Source organism: Maribellus maritimus (genome assembly GCF_022267315.1).
Lineage (GTDB): Bacteria > Bacteroidota > Bacteroidia > Bacteroidales > Prolixibacteraceae > Draconibacterium > Draconibacterium maritimum.
Genome location: NZ_JAIKLE010000002.1, coordinates 212,955 through 226,289, shown reverse-complemented (window position 1 = coordinate 226,289; position 13,335 = coordinate 212,955). Strand labels below are relative to the sequence as shown.

7 protein-coding genes are annotated in these 13,335 nt (G+C 39.8%); 1 reads left to right on the top strand and 6 read right to left on the bottom strand.

Annotation, left to right across the window (positions count from 1 at the left end):
• Nucleotides 1-30: 30 nt before the first annotated feature.
• The 3 genes from K5G00_RS02935 to K5G00_RS02925 all read right to left on the bottom strand — a co-directional run bounded on the left by K5G00_RS02935 (nt 31) and on the right by K5G00_RS02925 (nt 5,587).
• Nucleotides 31-1,422 carry a hypothetical protein gene (locus tag K5G00_RS02935; RefSeq protein WP_238764183.1) on the bottom strand — a complete coding sequence of 464 codons (1,392 nt, stop codon included), beginning with the start codon at nt 1,420-1,422 and terminating at the stop codon, nt 31-33.
• A gap of 87 nt (nt 1,423-1,509) precedes the next feature.
• Nucleotides 1,510-2,769 (bottom strand): sugar MFS transporter, encoded by a 1,260-nt coding sequence (locus K5G00_RS02930; RefSeq protein ID WP_238764182.1) that lies wholly within the window; start codon nt 2,767-2,769, stop codon nt 1,510-1,512.
• A gap of 118 nt (nt 2,770-2,887) precedes the next feature.
• Entirely contained in the window at nt 2,888-5,587 is a 2,700-nt protein-coding gene (locus K5G00_RS02925) for a glycoside hydrolase family 2 protein (protein ID WP_238764181.1), read from the bottom strand.
• A gap of 208 nt (nt 5,588-5,795) precedes the next feature.
• Between K5G00_RS02925 and K5G00_RS02920 the strand changes: the two genes are divergently transcribed.
• Nucleotides 5,796-8,171 (top strand): GH92 family glycosyl hydrolase, encoded by a 2,376-nt coding sequence (locus K5G00_RS02920; protein WP_238764178.1) that lies wholly within the window; start codon nt 5,796-5,798, stop codon nt 8,169-8,171.
• Nucleotides 8,172-8,282: 111 nt separating this feature from the next.
• Here the strand turns inward: K5G00_RS02920 and K5G00_RS02915 are convergent, their stop codons facing one another.
• The 3 genes from K5G00_RS02915 to K5G00_RS02905 form a co-directional block, all read right to left on the bottom strand.
• On the bottom strand, nt 8,283-9,896 hold the full coding sequence (locus tag K5G00_RS02915; RefSeq protein WP_238764177.1) for an L-serine ammonia-lyase, iron-sulfur-dependent, subunit alpha: 1,614 nt from the start codon (nt 9,894-9,896) through the stop codon (nt 8,283-8,285).
• 123 nt (nt 9,897-10,019) lie between these two features.
• Nucleotides 10,020-11,030 (bottom strand): ornithine cyclodeaminase family protein, encoded by a 1,011-nt coding sequence (locus K5G00_RS02910; RefSeq protein WP_238764176.1) that lies wholly within the window; start codon nt 11,028-11,030, stop codon nt 10,020-10,022.
• Between the two features lie 21 nt (nt 11,031-11,051).
• Nucleotides 11,052-13,298, bottom strand: coding sequence for a S9 family peptidase (locus tag K5G00_RS02905; RefSeq protein ID WP_238764175.1), 2,247 nt, complete (start codon nt 13,296-13,298; stop codon nt 11,052-11,054).
• Between the last annotated feature and the right edge of the window lie 37 nt (nt 13,299-13,335).

Sequence of the window (13,335 nt, the reverse complement as noted above, 5' to 3'; positions counted from 1 at the left end):
AACAGGTAAACTCTCGTTCGGATTATTATATCAATTAGTTCCGAATTTTATTTTCTTTTTTAAAACCCAGGTCAGCGCAATGGCAGAAGCGGCAAAAAAGATATCCACGATATATTTTCCACAGACAACCTGACAAAAGGTTAAACCTTCAATATCTAATTTTGCGGAATCGACAAACATCCGCAAAAAAGAAATTGAGATACATGACCAAATCAACAGATAAAACAGGTTAACTATCACCATTTTTCTTTTGCTGAAAAAATGGGTTAACAAAGCAACTGCCATCGTAAAAATAAAAATGTAGAAGAAACGAAGATTAAAAGGCAACCACGGATTTATATCCGGATAAAAATCGCGAAATAAGTCGATAGCTGTATGACAAAATGTAAGTGTAATCCCAATTTGCCAGGCAGCTTTTGGAAAACGCATCAATACCAATACAAATATCAGCCCTGTAACGGTATAATTATCTGCGATCCTTGCAATTTCTGCGCTGATTGTTCCACCAGTCATATTATTGACAATAGATGTATTTCCTAACCATTCAATTGTGTTAGGCAGTAACCAGAAAATAAAAAGTCCTGTTCCTAACCCAATACTTATCTCTTTCCACGCCGGAAATTTTTTTTCATTGGGTTCCTTTTCTTTCAATCCTTTAAGAATGACTTCTCCCCGGCTTAGCCAGGCTGCATATCCTAAAAAAGCCCCCAAAAGCAAGCCAAATGAAAACTCCATAGCCTTCCACCAACTGGTAAATACTACCCCAGGCAACCGACTTCCCAAATAAAGCCATAAACCGCCCAACCCAAAACCCAATGCACCGCCAATCATTCCCCATAAAGCAAAGCGGAAAATGATCTTAAAAGAAGAAGCCTGAATTTTTAGCTTCAGATAGATTAAGAGGAAAATAGCGCCAAATAAAAGGCCAGCCCATGATTCTGCACGAGGCTTTTCAGGATCAGAGAAATAAAGAATCATAGGATCGTTTATCAGTTTAAATCCTAAAAACATTCCCAGAATCACTAATAAAAGGGCAACTATAATTCTTTTTTTAGAAATTTCTTTGTAGACAAATCCCAACGCCAAAACAGCACCTCCCAATAATCCCCACATGGCACCTTTCAGGGTAGTTCCTGCAGTTCCCCACATAACGGTATCCGGACTGCGAAGAAAGCCAAGGGTTTGGCCGTAGGTCATTTCCCCACCAATACCAATTCCAAATACGGCAAAAACAAGTAATACGGAAGTTGCTGCTGCCGGAAGTTCAAGTAAAAGACCAATACTTAAAGCAACCATTGCTCCGGGAATCATTGCCCCAAACGGGCCTCCTCCGATATGTCCTCGAAGTCCCCACCCTAACATCATGGCGAGAGCAGGTAAAATAATATACATCCACTTAGGAAATCTTTCGTTTTTGCTCATAATTTTTTTGGATTAGTTAAATTTCTATAATATTAATCTGGATTTCTATCACATAATAACAAACTAATAAACAGCCAATTAAATATTTCAAATTTTTCGGGTAAATAATTCTCTCAGGCTTACGGTTTTATTATTTACAAGTGGTTTGGCCCAAAAACTTATACTTAAAATATAGCCCAGGGTTAAAAATATCAACATCATTCCCACGCGCAGCGAAGAAAAATCGCTGACAGCCCCTATTACTATCTGAACAACTGCACCTCCGGCAATTCCAGTCATTAAAATGCCTGCAAATGAACCATGATGTTTAGCTACTGAATTTAACCCCAGCGAAACAATTGTCGGATACATGACTGAAAGAAAAAAACCGGAAACAGGCAGAGCCCACAATGCAATGTTAACATTGCCAAACAAACCTGCTGCCACACAAATGACAGCTAAAACCGTAAACCAGCGCAAAATTTGTTTACTATCGAACAATTTCATGAGTACCAAACCTAAAATTCCGCCAACTGTCATTAGTCCCCAGAAGTAAGAGACCGCATCGGCGCCTTCAAGATCGGGATCGATATTATGGTATATATTCAAAAATTTCGACAACCAATATGATATCCCCTGTTCAGAACCTACATACATAAAAATACCAAGAAAGTAAAGGATGACATATTTGTTTTTTATAAGCTCTAAGAAACTGTCTTTGGAACCCACTTTTTCGTCTTCCTGTAATTCAACTTTCGGAAAATTCACAAAAAATATGATTCCCCCCATCAAAATGGCAATAACTGCGAAAGCCCAGTACACAGAAACCCAGGACATGTTTTCCGGAACAAGTTGAGACATCAAATCAATCAACGGCTTATCCAGGTTTCGTTCGTCGATATTAACAACAAAATAGGTATACATTTGTGGACTAATAAAAGAAGCCAGGCCGAAAACCAATTGCCCCAACACGGAATAAAAAGCGTAATTAGCTTCACCTCCCGAGACACGCAGCAGCGGATTTATCACCACTTGCAAAGCAGCCATTCCGGCTCCGATAGTAAATAAAGAAACAATAAACACATCGAAAACAGGAAAAACAGCAAATACCAATGAGGCTGCGAAGGCCATTAAAAAGGCCAGAATCATTATTCTTTTTTCGCCATACTTCTCTACAAGAGAACCAAAGGGAATTGACATTACCCCATAAGCAATAAAAAAAGCAAAGGGTAGTAGTCCGGCAAGAGTTTCTGTAAGCGTAAAACTCACGGACACTTTTTGGTTTAGTGCACCTAAAATATTAGTGAGAAATGAAATCGCAAAAAACACCAACATTATCAGAACAACCAACAGGTCTTTTTTTTTCATAACAAGACAATTAAATCATATCCCCAACAATTAAGCAGTTCTATACCAGCACATTCACAATACACAAAAGTATTCCTGCCCTTTTATACTATTTTCTTTTTGGTAAAAATTAACCAAGCTACTTTAAAACTATTGCATCCACATTCCATGCCTTTACTTTTAGTTCAGGCTTGTTATCGCTCGCATCGGAAAGGAAGTATTTTGCCTGGTATTCACGCTCTTCTCCAGGTAATAACGTAATATAATTATCGTCCCAGTACACCGGTAAAACAGGTTTATTCGTTTCCGGGTCGGTTACATCGAAGTACACAAAAAAGGCAATCGCATCCGATGGATTTTTCACTTTCAAATTTACCATCCCAAACTGATTGTCCTTCAGAAAGGTATATTCGTAATTTAACTCAATAGCGGGAAGCTCGTCCAGACCTGTAAAATCGGCATAAGCTTTGGGAGGAGTGAAAAACGGCCACTCTAATTTTTTGGCTGCTTCATAATCCAGTTCATCCTTTTTAAGAGAAAGCCAGTAAATGCTGTTGTCCACTTCAATATTGTTTTCATCAAACACTCTCAAGTCGAGAAAATACACCGGAGTCCGATTCTCAATTTCAGGTAATTTGTAGATAAACTTTGAAATGTTTGTTTTTACACTTCCTTCCCATTCATCACTAAAAATTTCTTTTGATTTAGTATCAAGTACCTTGATTTTAACAGTCAGATTATTTGCATCATTTAAATCTTCGTTAGCAATATAAATATCATCAAATCCATAGCGATAAATGGCGTGAATCGGATTACAGGCCTTACGAACTCCGTAAAAAGAACCGTTGGGTTGCAGGTAAGTATCATAAAGCTGCCAGTACAATTCGGGCCACGCAGAGTTTAGCATCCACTGTACCAGACCAGTACTTTTGGGTTTGTGTGCTACAAATGCTTCGAACATAGGGCGCATCAGCTCATAGTTGCTTACCTGGCATTTAAATGCAAATTCTTCAACACTGTTTGATTTTCCATACCGCTCATCCATCGCTTTGCGAAACCTGTCAAGTGTTTTAAACTGGTTTCTTCCAGTATGGTATTCCCAGTATTTTTTATCGATTGGCCAAAGGCTTTCTTCCGGTAGCATCTTTTTTAATGAAGCCAAAGGAGGAATACTTGGTCCGGGGCAAGTTTCGGTATTAAAACCATAACCACCGCCAAGCATCGAGTCGGTAAACCAGTAAACCGGTGGTGTATATGCATAAGGCCCCAGCATTTTCATCCCGGTTGGTCCGCTTATATCGCTAACAAGGGGAACCTCAGCAACGATCTTATTATCTTCAGTTCCTGCTCCACCGGCAGAAGTTACATACGTTCTGGAAGGATCGTATTCCTTAAACAATTCAATGTACTTTCGCTCCAGTTTTGGCGCCGGTAGTTTATCGCTCCCCAGCATCCATACGTATATACTTGGGTGGTTTCGCAACCACAACATTTGGTCCTTCCAACTAGCTTCCATTAAATTGATGTCTTCGTCACTGGTTGCCCCACCATATTTTTCATGAGTTGGTTTTAACAGATATTCCTCCCACTCCCAATGACAATTCCAACCTATCATTACCAAAATACCGTATTCATCGCAGAGGTCATATAACGTCTCATCCTTTCCCCAAAAGCCTTCACACCGGATACTGTTCATGTTCATATGGCGAACATATCTCAACTGAGCTTCGACCGATTTGGGTGTATCCTGCAGCAATACGTCATCCGTCCATCCGCCACCTTTAATAAGAACAAACCTTCCATTCACTTCAAAAGCCCGGTTTTTATCTTTGTTCAGATAACTGTTGATTTCTCTTATTCCATATTTCTTTTCAACCTTATCAATTATTCTATTGTCTGATATAAACTCCACAGACAACGGGTATAAATTTGGAGCGCCCATACCATTGGGCCACCAAAGATTTACATCTTTTACAGCAAGTTGGTTGAATTCCTGTGGCTCAAATTTTACATTAACGGTTTTTCCAGGTTCCAGCACAATTTCTTTTTCTACGACACCCAACTCATAATCAACACGTAGCGTTCCGGTTATCAATTTTTCAGAACTGTTTACCAGTTCCGTTTGAACATATAAGTCAGCATCTTTAAGTGTTTCTTTGTTTACTTTAGAATAGATAAACGGACTCCTGATTTTTACGCCTTCATTTACTTCAAGAAAAACCTCTCTGAAAATACCCAGGTTACGGTCGCGGGGTAAGGGATTCCAGTCAACAAATCCGATGGAATATTCACCATCGGCATGTTGCCACATTTTAAGTGCCATTGTATTTTCACCCTTCTGCACGAAATCGCTGATATCAAAAGTAAACATGCGGTACGTTCCGGCAAATCTGTCCTTTCCAACCACTTTTTTCCCGTTTATCCATAAATCAGCACGGTAGTTAATTCCATTAAACCGTAAGCTGATTATTTTACCTATATCTTCTGAATCTATCTGAAACGATGTACGAAACCACCACGGAACTTTAAACTGTTCGGGATCTACTTTTTGCATATTAATTCCAAAATATGGGTCTTCAATTACACCATTTGATGCCATACTTCCCAAAACAGTTCCGGGTACATTGGCTTTGTACCAGGAACTATCATCAAAACCACTTTCTGAAATGATTTCATCTCCCACACCACCAAGCATTTCATCAGACTGCATCTTCCAGCCGGAATTAATATTTTCTATGCGGTAGGTTTCCTCATTCTTAGCACCATTGCATGATGTTAATAAGATCAAGACAAACGATAAAAATCCAAAATACTTGCTAAATCGATTTAATAATTTCATAAAATTTTTTTGAAAAAGAAAATTACTGCAAACTTTGTACAGAACTCACTATAACAAAATAATAATTAATAAAAGATAAAAACTTCGCTTATATTAATCAAATTACATTATCTTTTAACCCATCAATAAAAAATTAAAATATAATTTCGCCAAAAAGGTTAAGATTCTTTTTATTACATTCTGTAAACAATAACTAAAACTCAACATCATGCAACTACGTTTATTATTACTTGGATTGTTTTTTTCGCTTTACGCTGTTTGTGCAAACTCAATTCCAGTGAATAAAGAGAAAAAAACTTCTGATTATGTAAATCCATTTCTAGGCACCGACTTTTTCGGGCATACGTTCCCGGGAGCATCTCTCCCCTATGCTATGGTTCATTTAAGTCCGGACACGGATACAAAAGGGTGGACCTACTGTGCCGGCTATGTTTATTCTGATAACTCAATCATGGGATTTAGCCACACTCATTGGAGTGGAGTTGGTATGGTAAACGGCGGTGATATTTTACTGATGCCTGTTGTTGGTGATAAACTACAAATTATTCCCGGAACAAAACAAAATCCGGATTCCGGTTATCGTTCGAGATTTAGTCATGACAATGAAACCGCCTCTCCCGGATATTACTCAGTATTTTTGGAAGATTATAAAATAAAGGCAGAACTAACAGCAACCCAACGCACAGGTTTTCACAGATATACTTTTCCCAAAGCAGACAATGCCAAAATTATTCTTGATTTAGGCCACCAGATTGGAGATATGACTTCGGGAGAAATATCAAAATTAAAAATCGCAGATAATAATCGTATTGAAGGAGAAAGAAGCTCCGGGCTAGGCAAAGTTTATTTTGTAGCGGAATTTAGCAAACCTTTCCACTACTACGGAACTTTTGATGCATCGTATGTTACACCTGAATCGGGCGGAAGTATTTTCCCATACAAAAATGCCGAAAACGGAGATAAAATTGGGGCGTTTGTTAGCTATAAGACAGAAGAAAACGAGCAGATTCTTATAAAAGTTGGCATTTCATACACCAGTGTGGAAGGTGCAAGAAAAAATCTTCAATCAGAAATAGAAGACTGGAATTTTGACGCAGTAAAAGGTAGTGCAGAAAAAACCTGGAACAATGAGCTTTCACGAATTGAAATTGATGGAGCAACCGATGACCAAAAAGAAATTTTTTATACCTCAATGTATCACTCTTTTCTGGCGCAGTACATTTCGCAAGATGTTGACGGAAAATATGTCGGTTCAGACGGAAAAATTCATGAAGCCAAAGGATTTGATTTTTACGGCTCATTTTCCTGTTGGGATACCTATCGCTCGCAACATCCTCTGCTTACTTTAACGGCTCCTGAGCATGTAAATGATTTTATAAAATCGATTGTCGCCAAGGTTGAAAACTATCAGTGGTTACCAGCCCAACATTTTTTGAATATTTTTGGCGAATCGATGGTTGGCGACCATTTGATTCCTGTAATTGTGGATGCCTATACAAAAGGCTATCGCGACTATGACGTAAAAAAGCTTTACACCGCAATGCGCAAAAAAGCACTGGAGAACCCGCAAGCTCCGGTTCCCGCCCATGCTGGCCGTTCAGGTTTAGACTATTATAAAGAATTGGGCTATACTCCGGTTGACAAAGTTACCGAATCAGTACCCAATACGCTTGAACTTGCTTATGACGATTGGTGTATTGCGCAGCTAGCCAAAGAACTGGGCAAAAAAGATGATTACGAAATGTTTATGAAGAGAGCAAAGAACTATACCAATGTGTGGGATCCTGAAAGCCAGTTTATGCGTCCGAAACATGCCGACGGAACCTGGTTGGAGGCATTAAACGGAAAGGAACAGGAAATTGTTAAGGCGGGAAAACATTCCTATTACAAATATTTTGATCCGCTTTTGGTCGGACGGCGTCCTAACCGGTATTATACGGAATCAAATGCCTGGCAATACATTTGGTCTGTTCAACATGACATAAAAGGTTTAATTGATTTATTTGGAGGAGAAAAAGCTTTTGTAAAAAAACTGGATACCTTTTTTGAAATGAGTCCGGTTATTACCCCTCCCAAATATGTGGGTGTTGTTGGAACAATCGGGCAATACGTTCACGGAAACCAGCCATCTCACCATGTAGCTTACTTATATAATTATGCAAGTCAACCCTGGAAAACACAACAGCGCGTGCGTCAGGTTTGCGAAGAACTTTACAGAAGCGGCCCGGGAGGTTTGTGTGGAAACGAAGACATGGGGTCGTTGTCATCATGGTATGTTTTAAGTTCTATGGGATTTTATGCAGTAACTCCCGGCCTGCCTGTTTACACCGTTGGGAGTCCTTTGTTTGGGAAAGCCACTTTAGATGTCGGCAATGGTAAAAGTTTTACAATTACAGCAGAAAATAATTCAGAAACAAATAAATATATACAATCAGCAGTACTCAACGGAGAAACGTTCAATCGTACATGGATTACGCAGGAAGAGATTACAAGTGGTGGTGAACTTGTTTTCCAAATGGGCCCGGAGCCCAATAAAAAATGGGGAACCGGCAAAAATGCACTTCCTCCGTCAATGACAGACTAAACATTAAATTATAAATAGCTATAAAAACTTTTTGCAGAATTTCTATTTCCGGTATATTCCGGAGGAAATTACAATCTGCAATTATATTTCTGCTGACGACAAAAATGCTGATTAATCTCTTTTTACATCAATTGACAAATCAGCATTTTTTAGACTCCCGGTAATTGATAGTTCTTTTAGCTTGTTTTTTAAATTAATGGCCGTTTCCGTAATCGCCAATCCTCCTTTTCCGGTACATTTATTACAGCTGGGCATTGTTTTACTCACCCTTGAAACGGTTTGGATAACCTGGCTTAAAGGAATGACCGGATTATATCCTGAAACTGCCATAATTGCAGATGAATATGCATTAACAGCTGCACTTATATTCTTTCCCAAACAAGGTACTTCTACCCTGTCTGCTACCGGATCGCAAACTAATCCAATCATATTTTGAATGGCCATTGAAGCTGCTCCAATAGCTTGCCGGGCAGTACCTCCCATTAACTGTACCATTGCAGCGGCAGCCATTCCTGAGGCAGCTCCGCACTCCACCTGGCAGCCGTGTTCTTCTGCTGAAAATCCGGGGCCCTGTGCAAAGTAAGCTCCTACCAAACCGGCAGCATAATAGGCTTTTACCAATTCCTCTTTGGCAGAGCCAATATTTTCTGCAACGGCCCGCAATGATCCTCCAACAGTTCCGCAGGAGCCGGCAGTTGGCACGGCAACAACCACTTCCATGGCGCTTTTGGATTCCATAAGAGCCGATACATTGGCAATTATACGGGTTATAACAGAATCTGCAATTTTCCCGTCTTTTACTGCATTCCCAACCAGGTGTGATTGTTGCTGCAAAATCCGGTCGGCATACTCCGTCCCGTTTAAACCGGTATCGATACTTTTATGAATGATTTGAATCATTTCCTTCATTTTATGAACTAACTCCTGCTCCGTGAGCCCGCTGGTACATTTTTCGTAAACAAGACCCAAATCCCCTAAATCCAAACCTTTTTCTTCGGCATAATTAATTGATGACTCAATGGTGGAGAATGGCATTTCTGTTTGCCGACCCGAAACTACAGGCATTATTGGATTGATGACGGCTATTTCACCAACATGCGGGTGATTTTGCAGTTGAGCTATAAATTCGGTGGAAAAAGGATACGACGATTTAAACTCGACCTTAGTTATACCCTCTTTTTGTTCCGTTAAAAACTCGACTTCCGGCGGAGTTACAGATTCTAAATCTTCAGAAAAGTCCGGATTATTGGAAGCAAATGTGATAATTCCAAACAAATCGCCATTCAAAAACACAGGAAATCCTTCAACAGACCTTATTTCAAAAGATCCTCCCCCCAGGGAAACCGCAACGATCTGCACTCTTTTTTGTGAAGTCCCCCAAAGCGTCAATCGCACCGTGTTTGCATGATCCGTTGGGAAAGAGCTTATCTTATATTCAATGTTTATACCTTCTTCCCGTGCGTATCTTTCGGCAAACTTCATTCGTTCATCGGTTATTTCAAGTCCCAGAAGTCCGCCGTCGATACCCATTGTTGTTCCCTGTTCTCTATAGTTTGGAGCCCAGGCCCCATCGCGGTCAAATTCGATAAGCGCTCTCTCCAGTGGATCATTTAAAATATCCAAAGCAATTCTTGCAATTCGCCACGATGCAGCGGTGTGTGAACTTGACGGCCCCCGCATCACAGGGCCAATCACGTCGTTAAATATGCCTGGTAGTTTTTTCATAACCGTGTGTTTTTATTCTCTTCTATAATATATTAACAATTGTAAAAGGAAAGGTTTTATTGATTCAGAAAAAAGCCAAAAGACTTCGTCATAATTATCTTTCCATTGTCACAAGCAGTTTAATTATTCAAAAAGGTTGATTTCGAGACCAAAGTCCTTTTCCAGGGAAAATTTATAAATATCAGCAGCAACCGCATAATCCTGAATGGCAACTCCTACACTTTTAAACAAAGTAATTTCATCACCGGACTCCCTTCCCGGTATTTTTTTCAAATAAAAATCACCAATCTCGCCAACAATGGGATTATCGTCAATTATACCCTCCGCTTTTGCTTTTATAAAATCGCCACTTTCCTTTAAACAAGGTTCTGCCTGATCGACATATACTTTTGCATCCTTTATTAAAAGAGGATCGAGTTCCTGCATGTGCGGCTGAAAAGAACCGATTGCATTAATGTGTGCACCCTTTTTAACTTCCTCCCTCCGAAACAACGGTTTGGTAGAGTTGGTAGCAGTACAAATTATTTCAGCTTCCGGCAAAACGGAATTATCTCTGCAAAAAATCATTTCCAGATTTAACTTCTCCTCCATTTCATTTATAAAGCGTTCTGCCCTTTTACTGTTTTTATCAAAAACCAAAACTTTTTTGATATTGCGTTCACAAACAACAGCTTCTACTTGTGTTTTTCCCTGTGCTCCGCAACCAAACAATGCCAAAGTTTGAGCATCTTTACTTGCAAAATGCCGGGTAGCCAAGCCGCTAGCAGCACCGGTTCGCAGTGCAGTAATATACTCGCCATCCATAATCGACAGGATTTCTCCCGTTACTGAATCGATTACAAACACAACACCCTGAATAACGGGAATTCCCATAATACAACTGTTTTCCCGTTGTGTCAGAAATTTTATCGCAACCTGTTTGTCATCTTCCACATAAGCAGGCTTAAAAAGCATAAGCAAATCATTGGAAGGAAGCCTGAAAACATTTCGTAAAGGCACAAAACTATCTCCCGACGACAAAAGGGAAAAAGCCCTTTCCATTGCATCAATGGCCTGTTTCATTGAATAATATTGTTTTATTTCACCGGCTTTTATTATACGTGTACCTTTTCTCGAAATTCGTTTTGTAGTCATCTAAGTTGGTTTAGTCAATATCTATTTTGCGCCCAATGGTAAATTCTTTTTAAAATAGTTTAGCATAGTCATCCGCAAGTGAAGCGATGTATTTTCCCGTTCGTTTATGCTGTGCGTTCGCATTGGATATTCCACCATCGAAAAATATTTATTCTGTTTGATCAGTTCATTTACCAGCATTTCACAACTTTGATAATGGCAGTTATCATCACCGGAGCCATGAATCAGAAGCAGGTTTCCTTCCAGTTTTTTTGCGTGGGTAATCGGACTCCCGTCGCGATAACCTTCCACGTTGTTCTCCGGCAAATTCATGTATCGTTCCTGGTATATGTTATCATACAATAACTGATTACTTATAAACGCAATGGCAATTCCGGTTTTATAAATTTCGGGATGTCTGAACATACAATTTAATGTATTTGAGCCACCTCCGCTCCAACCCCAGATGCCAATACGATCAGGATCCACAAAATCCCATTCCAGAATTTTACGCGCACATGCTGCCTGGTCTTCAGGAGCAGTAATCCCGATTTTTTTATACACACATTTCCGCCAGTCGCGTCCACGGGGCGTATTTGTCCCGCGGTTATCGATACTCATTACAATGTAACCTTCCTGCGCCAGCAACTGATCCCACAAATTGCTGCTCCAGCTGTCCTGAACAGTAGAACCCGCAGGTTCGCCATAAATGTAAAATATAAGAGGATATTTTTTCTCCGGGTTGAAATGAACAGGCTTAATCATCCAGGCATCAAATTCCAATCCATCGTCAGTTTTTATTTTGAAAAATTCTTTTTCCGGAATGGTATACTCTGCCAGTTTGTTGTTTAATTCTTTGTTGTCCTCCAAAACACGGAGAACTTTATGATCGGGCAGTGTGATTACTTCGTACCGGGTTGGCGTATTATGGTTTGAAAAGGTATGAATAGCATATTTACAATCGGGGGAAATTGAATAAGAATGATGACCGGTTTGGTTGGCTGGAGACAAACGTTCCTGCTTTCCTTTTCCATCCATCCGGTTTCTGAAAAGATAACGCTGTGTCGCATTATCCGGTGAAGCAATGTAATATGCCCATTTATCGTCAAGATCAATTCCTGATAACCCGACTACTTCAAAATCTCCCGAAGTGATTGGGGTTATTTTTCCATTCTCCCTGGAAACCCGGTTAAGATGCAGCCACCCGGTCTGATCGCTAAACCAGGTAAACTCTTTCCCTTTATTGAGCCAGGTAAGGTCGTCGTGAATATCAAGCCATGTTTCCACTTTTTCAGTATAAACTACTTTTGCCGTTCCGTTTGCTGCATTTGCAAAAAATACTTTATTGGTATTCTGCTGGCGGTTTAATTGCTGAATTATCAGTTCATCAGAAGAATTCGCCCAATCCATACGCGCCAGATAATTGTTTCGCGGATCGCCCGGAATGTCCATCCAGGTAATCAATTTATCATCGAGTGTTATGGAACCAATTTTGGCCGAAGAATTGGTCGTGCCTACTTTTGGATAAGGCAAAGGAATAATTTTGGGATAAATTGAGTCGATGTTGTTTATCAGGTAAAATGTACCCATTCCCTTGGTATCCATCTGCCAGAATGATATTTTTTTGCTGTCGGGGCTCCACCTGAATCCGTCGCGGCAATTCAACTCTTCTTCATAAACCCAGTCAAAAGTTCCGTTAATAATCCTGTCGTTTCCATCAAAAGTTAACTGCTCAACAGCTCCTGTTTCCAGCGATTGCACATAAATGTTGTTTTTGTATACAAAGCCCACATTTTTCCCATCGGGCGAAAATTTGGCAAACATTAAACGGGCCGGTTCCATGGAAGCGCCAATCTGAGTTAAAGCGCCGTTTTGTAAATCCAGTACCCAGTAATCGCCACGGGTGTGATAACGCCAGACTTTTCGCGTATTGGTAAAAATAAGGAGTTTATTATTGTCTTCGGTCCAGGCATAATTACTTATTTCCAACGGGGCCTTTTCTCCGGTTGGAATTAGATTTCCGGCAGATACCAACACCTCACTGTCCCCGGTTTTGGCATCGTACCTTACAATGTCTTTTGCTCCAATTTCTTTATTTGTTTCCAGAACAGAATATCCTGTATTATCCTTCATCCACCGGATCGCATTTATTCCTTTCTGGCGAAACACATTATTTTTATATAAATCCTCCAGAGTTAGTTTCTTTTGTATTGTTTGCTGTGCTGAACTGTATGGAATAAATCCTGTTACAAAAGCAAATCCCAATACGAATGCAAGTAATTTTTTCATCTTCAATGTCTAATTATTGTAGTTGTATTTTTTGTTC

Excerpts from the sequence above, each read along its gene's own strand:
- K5G00_RS02935 (WP_238764183.1), bottom strand. The coding sequence starts at position 1,422 with ATGAGCAAAAACGAAAGATTTCCTAAGTGGATGTATATTATTTTACCT.
- K5G00_RS02930 (WP_238764182.1), bottom strand. The coding sequence starts at position 2,769 with ATGAAAAAAAAAGACCTGTTGGTTGTTCTGATAATGTTGGTGTTTTTT.
- K5G00_RS02925 (WP_238764181.1), bottom strand. The coding sequence starts at position 5,587 with ATGAAATTATTAAATCGATTTAGCAAGTATTTTGGATTTTTATCGTTT.
- K5G00_RS02920 (WP_238764178.1), top strand. The coding sequence starts at position 5,796 with ATGCAACTACGTTTATTATTACTTGGATTGTTTTTTTCGCTTTACGCT.
- K5G00_RS02915 (WP_238764177.1), bottom strand. The coding sequence starts at position 9,896 with ATGAAAAAACTACCAGGCATATTTAACGACGTGATTGGCCCTGTGATG.
- K5G00_RS02910 (WP_238764176.1), bottom strand. The coding sequence starts at position 11,030 with ATGACTACAAAACGAATTTCGAGAAAAGGTACACGTATAATAAAAGCC.
- K5G00_RS02905 (WP_238764175.1), bottom strand. The coding sequence starts at position 13,298 with ATGAAAAAATTACTTGCATTCGTATTGGGATTTGCTTTTGTAACAGGA.